Annotated in this window: 12 protein-coding genes and 1 pseudogene; 12 read left to right on the top strand and 1 reads right to left on the bottom strand. The window is 35.6% G+C overall.

The features are described from left to right. Nucleotides 1–13 precede the first annotated feature (13 nt). Nucleotides 14–271 carry a cupin domain-containing protein gene (locus RM539_RS20160; protein ID WP_432264644.1) on the top strand — a complete coding sequence of 86 codons (258 nt, stop codon included), beginning with the start codon at nt 14–16 and terminating at the stop codon, nt 269–271. 726 nt (nt 272–997) lie between these two features. Beyond that, nucleotides 998–1,324 carry a hypothetical protein gene (locus tag RM539_RS18090; protein ID WP_311504831.1) on the top strand — a complete coding sequence of 109 codons (327 nt, stop codon included), beginning with the start codon at nt 998–1,000 and terminating at the stop codon, nt 1,322–1,324. A 115-nt stretch (nt 1,325–1,439) separates the two neighbouring features. Here the strand turns inward: RM539_RS18090 and RM539_RS18085 are convergent. After that, nucleotides 1,440–1,664, bottom strand: a pseudogene (locus RM539_RS18085) (IS3-like element ISLbl2 family transposase); the annotation flags it as partial. Nucleotides 1,665–2,139: 475 nt separating this feature from the next. Between RM539_RS18085 and RM539_RS18080 the strand changes: the two are divergent. The 10 genes from RM539_RS18080 (at nt 2,140) to RM539_RS18035 (ending at nt 15,707) form a co-directional block, all read left to right on the top strand. Next, nucleotides 2,140–2,700, top strand: coding sequence for an RNA polymerase sigma factor (locus tag RM539_RS18080; protein ID WP_311504830.1), 561 nt, complete (start codon nt 2,140–2,142; stop codon nt 2,698–2,700). Between the two features lie 128 nt (nt 2,701–2,828). Next, nucleotides 2,829–3,749 carry a FecR family protein gene (locus RM539_RS18075; protein WP_311504829.1) on the top strand — a complete coding sequence of 307 codons (921 nt, stop codon included), beginning with the start codon at nt 2,829–2,831 and terminating at the stop codon, nt 3,747–3,749. A 67-nt stretch (nt 3,750–3,816) separates the two neighbouring features. Further along, nucleotides 3,817–6,987 carry a SusC/RagA family TonB-linked outer membrane protein gene (locus RM539_RS18070; protein ID WP_311504828.1) on the top strand — a complete coding sequence of 1,057 codons (3,171 nt, stop codon included), beginning with the start codon at nt 3,817–3,819 and terminating at the stop codon, nt 6,985–6,987. A 14-nt stretch (nt 6,988–7,001) separates the two neighbouring features. Continuing rightward, nucleotides 7,002–8,534: a RagB/SusD family nutrient uptake outer membrane protein gene (locus tag RM539_RS18065; RefSeq protein ID WP_311504827.1), complete on the top strand. Its 1,533-nt coding sequence runs from the start codon at nt 7,002–7,004 to the stop codon at nt 8,532–8,534. A gap of 12 nt (nt 8,535–8,546) precedes the next feature. Further along, nucleotides 8,547–10,472: a phospholipase D-like domain-containing protein gene (locus tag RM539_RS18060; RefSeq protein WP_311504826.1), complete on the top strand. Its 1,926-nt coding sequence runs from the start codon at nt 8,547–8,549 to the stop codon at nt 10,470–10,472. Nucleotides 10,473–10,586: 114 nt separating this feature from the next. Then, nucleotides 10,587–12,158, top strand: a complete 1,572-nt coding sequence (locus tag RM539_RS18055; protein ID WP_311504825.1) for a calcineurin-like phosphoesterase C-terminal domain-containing protein — start codon at nt 10,587–10,589, stop codon at nt 12,156–12,158. A 1,137-nt stretch (nt 12,159–13,295) separates the two neighbouring features. Further along, nucleotides 13,296–13,862 carry a Crp/Fnr family transcriptional regulator gene (locus tag RM539_RS18050; protein WP_311504824.1) on the top strand — a complete coding sequence of 189 codons (567 nt, stop codon included), beginning with the start codon at nt 13,296–13,298 and terminating at the stop codon, nt 13,860–13,862. An 83-nt stretch (nt 13,863–13,945) separates the two neighbouring features. Beyond that, complete coding sequence (locus RM539_RS18045; RefSeq protein ID WP_311504823.1) at nt 13,946–14,905, top strand: SDR family NAD(P)-dependent oxidoreductase; 960 nt, start codon at nt 13,946–13,948, stop codon at nt 14,903–14,905. 273 nt (nt 14,906–15,178) lie between these two features. Next, nucleotides 15,179–15,337: a hypothetical protein gene (locus RM539_RS18040; RefSeq protein ID WP_311504822.1), complete on the top strand. Its 159-nt coding sequence runs from the start codon at nt 15,179–15,181 to the stop codon at nt 15,335–15,337. A gap of 139 nt (nt 15,338–15,476) precedes the next feature. Then, nucleotides 15,477–15,707: a hypothetical protein gene (locus tag RM539_RS18035; RefSeq protein WP_311504821.1), complete on the top strand. Its 231-nt coding sequence runs from the start codon at nt 15,477–15,479 to the stop codon at nt 15,705–15,707. Nucleotides 15,708–16,342: the final 635 nt, after the last annotated feature.

The following is a 16,342-nucleotide window of genomic DNA, read 5'->3' as shown; positions in this document are numbered from 1 at the left end:
AGTTGTTGGAGCCATCAGGAAAAGAATTTATCTCCTCTTTCAAAAAGATATACTTTCCGTAGAAATTTATAAACCAAACCTGATCGATAAACAAACTCCCCATAATCGTGATGAATTTTGTATGGTAATATCAGGAAAGGGAAAATTTCAACTTCTTTATCAGGAAGCAGCTTTTAAACCTGGCGATTTTCTCTATGTGCCCGCCCAGGACGAAAATAGGTTTATTGAATTTTCTGATGATTTCATAACCTGGGTGTTCTTTATTGGCTAAAGCAGACAAAATTCTTAAAATGAAATTACATAATTATAAATGAGAATACAGCAAGTGCTAAAAACTGTTTCTGGTGGGGGAAAGGCAATGATGATCGGCTAAAAATTACTGGTGCCTCGATTACTGCAGGAAATTTTTTCTCAGGAATTAAAAATGTGTATTTTTATACAATTGAAGCTAATCAGAACCAAACAAGTTCAAATTTAAGGATAGCTAAAAGGTTACCTACAACATCTAATCGGCTGAATATGCTGCTAATACTAGGAAGAGCGTAAAAAGGTTTCAATCCTGCCGGGCTCACTATAATTACAAAAGCCTTCCAAGTCATTGATTTTGAAAGCTTTTTTGGTTCGAAATATGAAAAATGAAATTAGTGTAAATATTAAATTATTGAAGTGAGTAGTTTAGTGTTTCGAATACCAAGAGGTTAATAAGCCAATTTATAATAATAATCCGAGGTCATTGGTTCGAATCAAGTCCCAGTTAATAACAATGACAATACTTCAAAGAAATAGGAACTTTTTTTTGAAACCTTGACGACATTTTTAAAGTCAAATTTTAAGTGCTATCTCAATTGAAAGAAAATTTCACACATTTTCAGCGATAATTTAGGGAGATATCATAAATCATTTTGTTATATATTTCCAATGAAAACTTCTTAGATTATATACAATTTATGAATAGAAATGGAGTTTTATACGAACCAGTTGATTAGATTTGTGATCTGTGGGAAAGTTGAGAACAAAAATATGCTTACTACTGGGAGGTATTATCCTTTCTGCCTGCATTTTACCTGCGTTACATTCGCTTTCCCACGAAACATCTTTTGGCGGTAAAGATATAAGTTCAATACTTTATTCCGAAATGGATGCCAAAGGAGATTGTGATTTGTGTTTGTTTCACCTTACTACTTCCGATTTCCCTGAATTCTTTTCTTATACTTTATGCATTCCCCTAAAGGAAGATATTTATATAGTTTCTCTTGAAGATAAAGTAAATCCTTTTCCATTTCGATTATTTCAGCTTCGGGCTCCCCCGGCATTAATTGGGTGATTTCCTTTTAAAATTTAAAGTTTCTTCCTGATTATATCTAGATCAAATTATTTCTATTTTTTAACAAAGGTGCCCTATAGGCTCAAGGAAACTTCCCAAGACTATTCATGCTAGTTTTTGGGGCTGATCTCCTATCAGAAATTCTACCCATTCCAAGAAAACAATACCAAATGGATTTCCATGGCTTCCCTTCCTTGCGCAGTCGCTCATAAGCCATCCAAAAGCCTTCTTCACTATACTTCTCTGCCTTTTGCTGTAAGGCTTCTTCTATAGGCTTGTCATCTTTAGGGAGAGGAGTATAATAAAACACACTCTTGCTCATTTTTAAGACACGGCACGCCCATTTTCAAGTAGGTTTTTGGAAATGTACATTGAGGATATTCTATTGAACAAATATACATCAAGAGAAAATTGTACCTGCATCTTACCAACAATTATCCGCAATTTATACAACGTATCCCACAATATTTGTTGGCTTCATCCTCTTATACACTCAAGAACAAGAAACTTTTGAGATGACTGAGGAGATAACCCTCATACATCATCAAGGGTTACGTACTAAAACCTATCAAAAAGCATTGGAGTATTTTTATGAAAAGGAATTAGCGCAACTTATTATGTCGGTGGTAATTTGATGTTAAGGCCTATTTTGACGAGAATTTAAACCTGGAAATAATATTTAAGAAAACTCTTGGCAGGATTATTCAGAAATTGCTTCTGATTGGGAGTTAAACCTGAAATCCACAACTAAAACTTTAAACTTTATTTACTTTTAATTAATACCTCTGCAAAAATTCTTCTCTTATTTTGCTGTCGTGAAAAAAAATTCAGAAGATAAAAAAAGTGTTGGAACACTAATGGGCTTGATTAGGCAAGGAGACGAAAATGCTTTTGCCATCCTATTTGACAAACTTTGGGAGTCCTTATTTACCCATGCCCTTAAACTGCTGGGGTCAAAAAATATTGCTGAAGATATTGTTCAGGACGTCTGGATAGATTTCTGGAAACGCCGCGATAAAATTAATAATGACAATGTAGAAGCTTATCTTTATAAAGCAGTTACATATAAGGTTTATAAGGAACTTAGAGATACTAAATTTACAACCTCACAACTTGAAATATTAGAACAATTGCCTACTCCCCTGGAGTCCAATCATGAACTTTATTTGGCCGACACCAGAAAAAAAATTGAAAATATCATGGAGACCCTCCCTGCGAAATGCAAAGAGATTTTTATACTGAGTCGTTTCAAAGGCCTTAAAAATGATGAAATATCAGCTCATCTTGATATAAGCCAGCGAACGGTTGAAAACCATATCTCAAAGGCGATCAAAAAGATGAAACAAAATTTGAGTTACATCTTCTTCTTTATTTAACAAAACAGCCACTGTTTGTTATTAAAATGTTAGTAAAGCCCTACCCGTATTAACCAATTGTTGTCTTTGCACTTTAGAGTAGGTGTATGCTATGCAAGATGGTATATACTAATAACAGCAAGACAGCAATGAAAGAAAAAGAATTTAAATTCTTACTTAGGAAATATTTGAAAGGGGAAGCTTCTCAGCAAGAAGTCGAACTTATTAAAAAGTTTGAAAAAGAATTAAAGAAAAAATCCACCACTCTTGATTATGGTGAACCTGTTCAGGAAATCAGGGACAGGATTTTTAGCAATATTCGAAAGGATTTATTTGGTACGAACAGCGAATGGCTTAAAATAGCCGCTTCCGTATTAATTGTAGTTGGACTTGGAATCCTGGGGTTATGGTTTGGTACTACTTCCCATATTAAAACTTACAGGAATAACATCACTCAGGTAAAACATATAAGGCTTCTGGATGGGACTAAGGTTATCCTAAATAAAGGAAGCCAGATTCAATACGATGAGAGTAAATACAATAAGAAAGCCAGAGAGGTGAAATTGACGGGAGAAGCCTTTTTTGATGTCGCAAGGAATGAAGACAAACCATTTTTAGTATCCAATGGAGATATTATAACCATCGTATTGGGTACCTCTTTTAATATTCAGGAAAAAAGTAATAATGTAAGGGTGACAGTGGTTTCTGGAAAGGTAAAAGTGGTAAATAAGAAAAACAAAGATGACATTTTATTGCTTCCGGAAGAACAAGTAGAAGTGAGCGGTTCCGGCGTTTTTATTAAAGAAAAAATAAATTCCGATTTATTTACCAGCTGGTGGAAGGAAGAAGTTAAACTTGAAAATATCAATGTTTCTGATTTTATGAAGTTCCTCTCAGAAAGATTTGATATAGAGCTGTCAGAACCCAGTCAATCTTTTAAAGAAAATCAAATATCAATACGAATAAATAAGTCGGACACCTTAGAACAGGTACTAAAAAGGTTTAATTACATAAGTCAAATTCAAATAATAAAAAACGAAAAAAATGAGATAAAAGTCAAAGATCAATAACAAAGGCCTGCGGGAACAGGCCTTCAAATTAAACATTGAATGTAGAAAACAATATTTAAAAACAATTATGAATATCAGAAAATCCTTTTACCTGATACTGACGTGTATTACTATGTACACTTCTTATGCACAGGCCAATTCTAATATAGCAAAATTAAATATTAAATTAGAAAAAGCACTGCTGAAAGAAATATTTTCAGAACTACATACTATTTCCGGTTATACTTTCAACTACGGAAATAATGTAAACAATAACAATAACAGATATGATGCCATCTTTAAAGATAAATCCCTAAAATTTATTCTGAACGATTTATCCAGGGAAGCTGGATTTAAATATTGGATAGAAGGAAGGAATATTAATATATCTGCTACCAATCCTCAACAATTAATTGAGGTTAGAGGAAGAGTTTATGAAACTCAGGAAAAGAACGAGCCTCTTCCAGGTGTAAATATTTCTATAAAAAATAAAGCGCAAGGAACCATTACCAATATGGGGGGCTATTTTGAAATTGAGGCGTCACTTCAGGATACCCTGGTTTTTTCCATGATTGGATATAAAAGGCATGAGTACACTGTAACTAATTCTTCCGATAGAGAAATAGAAATAGTTCTACAGGAAGACGTTAATGCGCTAGGGGAAGTGATAGTTATGGGCTATGGAACCCAGGAAAAATCAGAAGTTACAAGTGCTGTATCATCAATTTCAGAAGAAGAATTTAACAGGGGAAATGTAAACGATGCCTATACTTTAATGCAGGGTAAAATACCTGGATTAAGCATTAGTAAAGTAGGCAGCAATCCTAATGCAGGATCAACTATAAGGCTTAGAGGCGTATCTACCCTAGGAGGCAATTCTGAGCCTTTAGTAGTAGTAGATGGGGTTATAGGCATGAATTTAAACGGGGTAGACCCTAACGATATTAAATCTGTAGAAGTTCTAAAAGATGCCTCGGCAGCTGCAATATATGGTAGTCGGGCTTCAAGCGGGGTGATTTTAATCACTACCAAAAAAGGAAAAGAAGGCAAAGATAGAATAGAATATAATACATACGTATCTGTAGAGGAAGTTGCCAATACCATTCCTGTTATGAGCGCTCAGGAATACAGAGAGCGTGAAATTGGTCCAGATTTTGGCTACAATACCAATTGGACCGATGAAATTTCGAGAACGGCGATAAGCCATTCTCATAATTTGGCTTTGACAGGAGGAAGTAAAAAAACAGTTTATCGCGCTTCTTTAAATTATCGCGATATTCAGGGTATAGCCTTAAACACAGGATTTGACAGGTTAAATGCAAGACTAAATCTCACACATAACGCGTGGGATGACCGCCTTGCAGTCACCATGAATTTTACAGGTACCATGTTAACTTCGGAGGGTGCAAATACTGGAGCTTTTAGACAGGCAACTATATATAATCCTACAGCACCGGTACGTTCTGATGATCCAGAATACGAACAATATGGGGGTTACTTTCAGCAAACCTTGTACAACTACTTTAACCCAGTAGCGCTCTTGGAGCAAGACAGAAATGAGAGACAAACTAACCTATTAAACCTAAATCTACAAGCTGAGTTAAAGCCTTTGAATAATTTATCCATCCTGGCACGTTATAGCCGGCAGCGCTATATGAGGGAAAATGCTAGCTATACTTCAAAGTTTAGTTTAGGCACCGGGTTAAATAGAAATGGTTACGCCTCGAGAGACGAAGATAAAAGTAATAACTATCTTTTCGAATCTACCGCTACCTTTGATGATGAATTTGGTGATTTTGATGTTAAAGCTTTAGTAGGCTACTCTTACCAAGAATTTGTAAACAATGGTTTTAACGTAAATGCCGGGAATTTCCTTACCGACATTTTTAGATATCATAATTTAGGCGCGGCATTAGATTTTGAAAACGGGTTGGCGAATGGCTATAGTTATCAAAATTCAAGCAAAATAATTGGTTTTTTCGGTAGGTTAAATATCGATTACCAAGATACTTATTTTTTAACGGCCAGCTTGAGAAGAGAAGGCTCAACCATGTTTGGAAAGGGAAATAAATGGGGCGATTTCCCTGCTGTTAGCGGTGGTATAGATATTGGGAACTTGATTAATGAGGAACAAATTAATAACCTCAAATTGAGAGCTAGCTACGGGGTAACAGGAAATACTCCTTCAAGCCCTTATCTTTCTTTACAAACCTTAAGTCCGCAAGGTAACTTTTACTATAATGGAGAATGGATACCTACTTATGGACCATCCTCGAATCCAAATCCAAATTTACGATGGGAGAAAAAAGCCGAATTTGATGTTGGAGTCGATTTCCAGTTGTTAAATAACAGATTATCAGGATCATTTGATTATTACAAAAGATCTACCACAGACCTTATTTATCCGCTTAGTGTCCCGGTACCACCGAACCTGGTGGATATAACTGAATTAAATATTGGAGAAATTACAGGAAGTGGCTTAGAAGCATTAATTGAATATGATGCTATTAGGAGCACAGATTTTAGCTGGACTACAAGTTTGAACGGAGCTTACCTTTTGGAGAATACTTTAGTTTCCCTATCAGATGAAGAAGCCGGTCTTGATTTTGGAGGAAGAAGATATACTTCAACTTTGGGAGTACCGGGATTAGGTAACGTTCCTGCTACTATAGCTATTGAAGGCGAAGAACTTGGTCTATTATGGGGCTATCGCAACAACGGTTTAAACGAAGAGGGCTTATGGGAAATGCAGGATCTAAATGGAGATGGGATAATCGATGGAGATGATGAAACTATTATCGGGAATGGTTTACCGGATTTTCATTTAGGTTTTAGAAATACATTTACTTGGGGCAACTTCGATTTGGATGTCTTTTTCAGAGGGTCTTTTGGTCACGATCTAGTTAATGCCAACAGAGCCTTTTATGAGAACCAGTCTGGCGGAGGCTATAATATTGTAAAAACAAAGTATTTCAATGAAGAGCTACAAGACGTGCCAACCTTTAGCGATTTCTATGTTGAAAATGGGGATTTTGTAATGCTGGATAATGCTACCCTGGGATATAATTTTTCAATAGCGAATTCTTTCTTTTCTAATTTGCGCTTATATCTCACCGGACAGAATTTATTTGTTATTACAGACTATACCGGAGTGGATCCGGAAGTAAGACAAGATAATCCGTTGGCAGCTGGAATAGACGGGAGAAATACCTGGTTACGCAGTAAAACATATACCCTAGGATTACAAGTACAATTTTAAAAAGCTAATTAATTATGAATTTGATTAATAAAACACTTACGCGCTTTCTATTTATATCATCCTTGTTTGTAATTAATCACGGGTGTACGGATGTTAGCGAAGAAATATACAGCGATGCAACTCCCGAAAATTTTTACAATACCGAAGAAGAATTTGTTTCAGCTTTGGGCCAAGCATATGCCAATCTTGATTTATGGGCAGACCACAACAGGTTAATTGCATTACAGGAAGTTACCACAGATGAAATGGTGGTTCCTACAAGAGGCTCAGATTGGAACGATGGCGGAAGTCATAGAAGATTGCATAGGCATGAATGGAATATAGATGCCGTAAGGCCGAATAGAACCTGGAATTTTTTATTTGGAGGCATTAGTACAGTGAACCGTCTAATTTTTCAATTCGAAAATTTGGAAGATGTTGAAAATTCTGATCGATACATAGCAGAACTCAGAGGGCTGAGAGCATTATTTTACTGGCAATTAATTGATCTTTTTGGGAATGTACCTATAGTAACTGAATTTGATGTTCCCGATGATTTTGCTCCGGAAACAAATTCCAGGGAAGAAGTATTTGATTTTATTGAGAGTGAACTTATGGAAATTGAGGATTTAGTAACACAGGATGTTGGAGGTAATGCTTACGGTAGGATTAATTATTATACTGTGCAGGCTATTTTGGCTAAGCTGTACCTAAATGCTGAAGTATACAAAAATACTCCAGAGTGGAGCAAGGCTGAAGCAGCATGCGATAAAATTATCAATAGCGGTGAATTTAGCCTGGCTGACAATTTTTTCAACAATTTTGTTACAAATAATCAAGCTTCTCCCGAGTTTATTTTTGCCATTCCATACGATGAAATTTTTATGCCGGTTTTTAAATATCACAGAATTAGCCTGCACTATGAAAATCAGGACACCTATAATTTAACGGTCCAACCCTGGAATGGCTTCTCCACTTTAGAGGAATTCTATAATTCTTATAGCGAAGAAGATATTAGAAAAGAAGGATTTATTGTAGGACCTCAGTATTCTTCAACAGGAGAACGCTTGACAGATCCGGGAGTAGAGCCACGTGATCCCGATGGTCCTCCAATAACTTTTACACCAGAAATTACCGCTTTAGATGATGCTTTAAGACAAGAGGGTGCTAGAATAGGCAAATGGGAAATAGCACCAGGTTCAACAGCAAATCTAAACAACGACTTTGCAATATTCCGGTATGCGGACATTCTTTTGATGAAAGCGGAAGCCAGGTTCTGGCAAGGGGAAACAACCGGGGAAGCACTTGAACTTGTAAATCGCATAAGAATAAGGGCAGGACTGGATAATAACTTGTTTTCAGAGTTAACCGAAGAGAACTTGCTGGCTGAAAGAGGTCGGGAATTATTTGGGGAATTACAGCGCAGGACAGACCTTATTCGGTTTAATAAATTTAATGATGCGTGGTGGGAGAAAGAAGCAGATCCCAACGATCATGTAAATATTTTTCCAATACCAAGACCACAATTAGATGCTAATCCAAACTTAACTCAAAATCCTGGTTACTAAAAATTCTGAATTATGAACATTAAACGAATTATCACAAGAAATTATTTCTACCTGTTTTTAGTACTCACATTTTTTTCATCATGTGAGACCGATGATGGTTTTAATACAGAAGAAGGTACTGAGGAACAAGAGGTAATAGATCACCCTGTAAAACAAATAGTGATTGATCTTCCAGAAGTAACCTTTACAGATCCCATCAAAATTGCTGCAGGAAATCCTTCATTAACTATTATGAACAGGATGATTGAATTGGTAGATGCCACTCCTTCAGGAGAAACTATTCATATTTCAGTCTATTCATTTCACGATTTCCCACAGTTTGTAAGCGCCATAGAAAGAGCAGATAGCAGAGGGGTATCTGTCAATATTATGGTAGATGTGAGTGCGCATGATCAAAATCATGTAGAGAACAATCGAACTTATATGGAAGAAATGGAGAATCTTGCTAACGTTAACTTTGTTGGAGTAAATAACACTGCCGGTGCTATAGCGATTAATCACAACAAATTTATGTTGATTTCTGAAATTGAAGCAGAAGGTGGAAGCATAAATAATATTGTTCACCAATCCTCACACAATTTTACAGAATATGATACCCGCAGGATTCAGGATGCTGTTACCCTTTCTAATGAAGGATTGTATAATGCTTATCTCGATTATTACAATGATACCAAACAATTAGCGGGGCAGGGAATGGAAAATTATGAATACCGGGAATATGAAGAAGATATAACAGCATTTTTCTACCCGCGCAGAAATGGAGGGCAAATAGGGGACGATAACATAATTGGGGTATTGAATAATATTACCAATCCCTCTTCAACCAGTATTAAGATTGGTATGTCCGGTTGGTCTCCTTCACGTATATCTATCTTACGTAAACTCGAAGAGCTACATAATGAAGGGGCAACAGTAGAGATTATAACTAAAAGTAATTTAAACGCATCACTTCAGGAAGAGTTAAGAAATTTTGCCAGCGATGGAGCTTTTGTCAAAATATATGACGATATCAACATTCATTCAAAATTTATGATTATTGAAGGTAACTGGAATGGTCAGCAGACAGACCTCGTTTTAATGGGCAGTCAGAATTTCACTAATAACGCCTATAAATATAATAATGAAACAACTCTTATGTTTCAGGATCATCAATTTTTTGAAGCCTACAGGAATTATTTTGAAGAACTAAAATTATTACCGGGGATTTGCTGTTCAGGAGAGGATGAAGATGAAGAAGAAGAGGAGGAAAATCCTGATATGAATTATCTGGTGACCGAAGACTTTGATACTTACGACCTGGCCGGAGAAAGCACAGATCTAAATGGTCTCGGAAATGCAAGCAATGGATGGGGAGACTCCTGGGAAAAAGATTCTGGTAGTTTCCTGTTACAAAACGGTAACATCCCCACCGATGGAGAAGACGGAGGGAACCATGCCGTTACTACATCTGGAGAAGAAAACATAAACTATTACCGTTCCCTGGCTGATAACTGGGGTAATTATGAGAATACCACCTATTGGCTCGGCTTCTATGTTAACCCAGAGCAACCAGCATCCTGGTCTGGACTTGGGCTTTATAAAGGAGACATCTCTTTAGCATTAATTGGAACTCCTTATAATACAGAACAGCAGGGAGTGGCTGGTATGCAAGGTCCTAACTTAACTATTGAGGGAAGTAATTCCAGCGACAAGACATGGTTTGTAGCCAAAATGGAAATGAGTGGTGCCGGAGGTACTCCGCATTTTTACTTATGGAGAAATCCTGATCCTAACAGTGAACCTAATATAGAAGATGCCGACCTGGATTTTCCATGGCCTGACGGTAGTGAAGGATTTAACAGGATTAGAATTGGGAATAACTATAGGAATAATGCTTCAATAGGATATGACCATATTAGACTTTCTAAAAACTATGAGGACATAGTTTTTCAAAATTAAATTTTTCTAAAATAAAAAGAATTTAAATGAAACTTGCTGTCAATGCTTTTAGCCTGATAGCAGGTTTTTCAGGTAGTCAAACCCTGAATAATAAACAGATTTAAATAAAATAACATGAAAATTTTAATAACCCTTTTAGTACTGGGCTTTTCTTCAATCTTATCCGCCCAGGATCATGCTACAGGCTATGTATTTGAAGACAATAATCAAAATGGCAAAAAGGACCACCGTGAAAAAGGAATTACCAATGTAGCTGTTAGCAATGGACGGGAAGTAGTGCTAACAGATTCTAAAGGAAAGTATAAATTGCCTGTGGGGGAAGATGATATTATCTCGGTAATAAAACCTTCCGGTTATAAGATTGGCTCCAATGAAGATAACCTGCCACAGTTTTTCTATATCCATAAACCAAAAGGATCGCCAGCTCTCAAATTCAAAGGTGTTAAGGCTACAGGAAAATTGCCAAAATCTATTGATTTTGCTTTAGTAATTTCTGAAGAAAAAGAAGAATTTACCGCCTTAATTTTTGGGGATCCGCAGCCCTATACGCAACAAGAAGTAGATTATTTTGCTGAAGGAATTGTAACCGAAGTAGAAAATATTAAAAATGTACCTTTTGGATTAAGTCTTGGTGACTTGGTGGGAAATGACCTGGATCTATTCAATCCCTACATAAAGGCTGTGAAAAAGGCAGGTATTCCATGGTACAATTTACTGGGGAACCACGATATCAATTTTGAGGTGGAAACCGATATGCTCTCTGATGAAACTTACGAAGCACATTTTGGTCCTGCCAACTATGCATTTAATTATGGCAAAGTACATTTTTTGGTTTTAGATGATGTGCTCTACCCAGACCCTCGTGACGGCAAAAAATACTGGGGAGGTTTTAGGGAAGATCAGTTTGAGTTTATAAAAAACGATCTAAAACAAGTTCCAAAAGACCACCTTATAGTTATTGCGATGCATATTCCGCTTAGCGAACCCGGTGGGAAGGATACCTTTCGGGATGAAGATAGAAAAAAGCTTTTTAAGCTTCTAAAAGATTTTCCACACACACTTTCACTTTCAGCTCACACTCATATTCAGCGGCAGGATTTCTTCGGAAAAGAAGAAGGATGGCAACAGGAAAAATTACATCACCATTACAACGTAGGAACCACCTCTGGCGACTGGTATTCCGGAAAACTAGATGAAAATAACATCCCGATATCCACAATGCGTGATGGAACGCCAAAGGGTTACGCCTTTATCAATTTTGATGGAAATAAGTACAGTATAGATTATAAGGTTGCCGGAAAGCCTAATTCCTACCAAATGGAAATTTTCGCGCCTAAAGTTGTGGCAAATAACCGCCGGACGCAGGCAGGAATATTTGTAAATTTCTTTATGGGAACCGAGGGGGATGAAGTGATGTACCGAATAGATGATGGAAAATGGAAAAAAATGGATTATGTAGAAGACTACGATCCTTCTTACCTGGAAATGGTATACGAATGGGATCTCGCGGAAGATTTGATGCCTGGGAGACGATCATCAAACCCCATAAAGAGTGAACATTTGTGGAGGGGTGATATTCCCTATAAACTGGAAACCGGAGAACATAAAATTGAAGTAAAAGCCACTGATATGTTTGGCAATACTCATACTGCTACAAGTAGTTATAGGTTAGAAGAGCCAAAATAAAAACCTGTGTTTAGTTTAGTTTGTGCGAGAACCTGCTGATGCATTTGATGCTGATGCAGGTTCTTTTTTTTGATAAATTGCTTTTTTAAACTATATTTTTTAGACAAGGGTTATATTTAAATATTCGCTAAAATGAAGAATATCTTAATTTGCAATTATTCTTACGATTATATCTTTTTCTTCATCCGATGAAAAAAATAATTTGAGAAATATTCATTTTTATAAAAAACCCCTTAAAAAATGGCAAATGGAGTGACTTATTATCCAAAATGAAGTTTTAGAAGGAGATATTAACAAATTTTTGAGTTAAGTGCCAGGGTAAAATGAATTAAAATTTAATGAAAATAGATATTAAAGTATTTTTTACTGTCATTCACATTTGAATTACTATCGAAGTGCTACCATTTATGAATTAGGGTACATGATTATAGTTAAATTGTTCACTATTTTACAATTTGTAATATAATAACTCACAATATCATATATCAGAGCTCTCGGAGGAAAAATTGAATTAGAAAAAGGAATCAATTGGGAGGTCAAAAGAAATAAGATATTGCTTTTACTTTGGATGGTTTAAGGGGGTAATATACCCATGGAGCCAGAAATCCGGAAACCGTAAATCCTGATACTTGGCACTTGGATTATCTAAGAATGTCCAGACCTAATGCACATAAAATAAACCTGGATGGCAAAAGTACTTGCGAGATAATCAACCACCAATGCTTATCGTATGGGGGAAAAACGATGAATATTTTCCAGAACAAGGTGCTGAAGCATTCAAAAAAGATGTAAAAAATTAGACTATAATATCTATAATAAAGGATATTTTGCTTGGAAGAAGATGGAACTGAAATTATCGAAAAAAAATAGAGCATTTATGAAGAAAACATTTAAATAGCTAGTTGCTAACAAAGATGTATAAAAGTAATAGTAGGGTGGGCGCATACTCAAGCCGTTTTTTGTTTTTAATTAAGTATTTTGTTATTCGAAAACAACTGGTTATTAATTCGATACTATTTTTATAATTACTGTTACCTGCAAACGGAAAACCAATTCCAATGTAACAATACCAAAATCATCAACCATTTTTTACCATTTGACAAATTTCGATTAAAATGTAATTACCACTTTGTGACCATGGACAAATTAATAAACTATCTGTTGGCATTTGGGCAGCTAAATCAACAACAAATTGATTTGATAACGAGAAAAGCACAGGTGTTGAAATTGAATAAAGGCAATTATTTTTCCGAAGCAGGAAAAATACCAAAACAAGTTGCTTTTATTGAAGAAGGTATTTTACGGGTATGTTACTACAACAGCGAAGGAGACGAAATCACTAAATACTTTGTTGATGAAACCAATTTTGCAGTGGACATAAACAGCTTCAATCAAAAAATCCCATCTTCGGAATACGTACAGGCCGTAATAGATTGTACCCTGCTTGTATTTTCTACAGAATCACTTAATGATTTATCAGCTACTATTATTCAATGGGACGGTATTATCAACAAAATAACCGAAAAAGCATTGGTTGAAAAAGTAAATAAACTAAGCCCAATGTTAGCCGAAGATGCCACAACAAGGTATCTAAATTTTTTAGAGAAATTCCCAAGTTTGGCTAATAGAGTTCCACTTTCCTATCTCGCATCCTACTTGGGAATCACACAATCATCATTAAGTAGAATTAGAAAAAGCATCTGAATTCATTATTTGCCAAATGGCAAAAGTTTTTGCTTTTGAAGTGCTGAACTTTACTTCATCATTTAAATAAAAAGCAAAAAATTATGAATTCAATAGTTATCACAGGTGCAACCAGCGGAATTGGTTTTGAATGTGCCTTACGAATGGCTGAAATTGCCAAAAACGAACAAATTATTATTCCTGCTAGGAATGTAAAGGCAGGAAAAAAAGTGATTGAAAAGATAAAGGACAAAACACGCCATAAAAATCTAATTTCCTTGGAATTGGATTTGGCTTCATTACAATCTATCCGTCAATTTTCAGAGAAATTATCAAGAGAAAAAAATCTATCCATTTCTATTTTGATAAACAATGCAGGCGTGCAGAATATTGGTAAAACGCAATATACCACAGACGGATTCGAACAGACGTTTGGTGTAAATCATTTAGGTGCGTTTGCCTTGACAATACAATTACTGCCCTTTATGAAAAATGATGGACATATAACATTCACATCCAGCGAGACTCACGATCCTGCATTAAAAACACCTATAGAACCACCAATCTACACAAGTACTCAAGAACTTGCTTTCCCAAAAGAAACTTCCGAAAAACAAAATATTGTAGGGCAAAGAAGGTATTCCACGTCAAAGTTGTGCAACATAATGACGACATACGAATTACAAGCGCGTTTAAAGCTTACAAATATCAGGGTAAATGCTTATGACCCAGGGTTAACACCAGGTACGGGGCTTGCAAGAACTTACACCCCTGTTATGCGATTTTTATGGAATAATGTCTTCCCTATTCTGACCTTATTCAAAAGCAATGTCCATACACCAGCACAAGCAGGTAAAAATTTAGCAAACCTTGCGTATTCTGAGAAATACAAAGATTTAAAAGGAATTTATTTCTCTGACGGAAAAGTGGTTAAAACATCAGTTGATTCTTACAACAGGCGTTTTCAAAAAGATCTGTGGAACGGTAGTCTCGAACTTACGAAAACCACATTTACAGAATATCAAAAAGAAATTTCTAAAAGATGGCGTCAGGTAATCGAGTAGACGGCTCCGCCAGTAATTGACAGGATGCGCTTTTCACATCACCGTGCGTCCGGGTCTCGTCTTCGGCCGTTCGATAATGAAACTTATTGATTAAAGTATTCGACTAAATCAACATAGTTTTTTATTTTTAAAGTTTCACAATAATAGTATTACATAAAATGAGGCTTTGAGTTACCGCCCAGCCGTCCCTTCGGTTACGACTCCAAACAAGAACTTAAAGGAATTGCATTGCAAAATCTGTTACTGAATAAAATGGGAAAGAAATGGGAGGATATGGCTGTTGAAGAAATAACTTTTTCCGACCTTAATGATAATAGTATCCAAACATTTATTATAAAGGCGATTAAAAAAGATCGAATTCCTCCGAATACATTAAACATTGGCAAAAAAACTTTATTTAAAAATCTTGGACTTCTCACAGATCAAGGGTAACTAACAAATGCTGCCGTCCTATTATTTTGGAAAAAATTTAATTAAAGTGTCAGTAACGGCCAGTTTCAAGATTGGGCGATTTGGAAAGTCCAGCCATGATCTTTTATTCCAAGACATAGTTGAAACCAATATTTTTGAGATGGCTGATAAGGTAATCGAAATCCTTAAAACCAAATATTTGGTTAGGCCTATTTCTTATAAAGGATTGGAACGGATGGAACCATTAGAATATCCTGAAACGGCCTTAAGGGAAGCAGTATTGAATGCTATTATTCATAAAGATTATTCAAGTACTTATACTTTTCTTCGTGTTTATGATGATCGATTATGCTTATGGAATCCGAACTTTACCAGAAGAATTGACAATTGACAAAAAAATGGCAGGATTAATAATAAAGAATATCAAGAACTTTTTGGAATCTCAAAAAGGATGGTATTTTATGATTTACAAATGCTTGTTGATAGGAATTTTATAACTAAAATAGGTTCCAAAGGAAAGGGAACCTACTATATTCTCCAAAGGGGCAATAAAGGAGTAAAAAGGCCTCTAAAGGGGCAATAAAGATGCAATTACCTCTAAGAAATATTTAATCTATTGTAAATAAGTGATTTGAATGTTTTTAAGCAGCCAGCATGTCGGCTAAAAGCTTTAAATCTTCTATTAACTGGTTCGAATTTTGTACCATAGGGGTCACTACAATATCAAAAGCCTTCAAATTCATTGATTTTGAAGGCTTTTTTGGTTCGATTTATCAAAAATGAAGTTAAAATAAATGTTAAAATTGTTGACTTATAGGAGATCTACGGTTTGAATGTCAAGATGTTAATTTAATTAGCCGGTTAAAGTCAAATTTTCTGTACTTATACCAATTTTTATATTATTAACTGCCGTACTTGCGGTAAATAATGTATAAACTTACCCAGATCAGAACTGTTTAATTTTCTAATACAACAATAATGATCTTGCTACATTTGGTGGGACACTAAGTTAAGGGTAATAATTGA

The sequence above is a fragment of the Autumnicola musiva genome, assembly GCF_031846585.1.
GTDB lineage: Bacteria > Bacteroidota > Bacteroidia > Flavobacteriales > Flavobacteriaceae > Autumnicola > Autumnicola musiva.
This window is presented reverse-complemented; position numbering and strand designations above follow the sequence as displayed.

What these genes read in the sequence shown, in the direction of transcription:
- RM539_RS18050 (WP_311504824.1), top strand. Translation starts at nt 13,296, where the DNA reads ATGGACAAATTAATAAACTATCTGTTGGCATTTGGGCAGCTAAATCAA.
- RM539_RS18060 (WP_311504826.1), top strand. Translation starts at nt 8,547, where the DNA reads ATGAACATTAAACGAATTATCACAAGAAATTATTTCTACCTGTTTTTA.
- RM539_RS18075 (WP_311504829.1), top strand. Translation starts at nt 2,829, where the DNA reads ATGAAAGAAAAAGAATTTAAATTCTTACTTAGGAAATATTTGAAAGGG.
- RM539_RS18065 (WP_311504827.1), top strand. Translation starts at nt 7,002, where the DNA reads ATGAATTTGATTAATAAAACACTTACGCGCTTTCTATTTATATCATCC.
- RM539_RS18055 (WP_311504825.1), top strand. Translation starts at nt 10,587, where the DNA reads ATGAAAATTTTAATAACCCTTTTAGTACTGGGCTTTTCTTCAATCTTA.
- RM539_RS18035 (WP_311504821.1), top strand. Translation starts at nt 15,477, where the DNA reads ATGGCTGATAAGGTAATCGAAATCCTTAAAACCAAATATTTGGTTAGG.
- RM539_RS18040 (WP_311504822.1), top strand. Translation starts at nt 15,179, where the DNA reads ATGGCTGTTGAAGAAATAACTTTTTCCGACCTTAATGATAATAGTATC.
- RM539_RS18045 (WP_311504823.1), top strand. Translation starts at nt 13,946, where the DNA reads ATGAATTCAATAGTTATCACAGGTGCAACCAGCGGAATTGGTTTTGAA.
- RM539_RS18070 (WP_311504828.1), top strand. Translation starts at nt 3,817, where the DNA reads ATGAATATCAGAAAATCCTTTTACCTGATACTGACGTGTATTACTATG.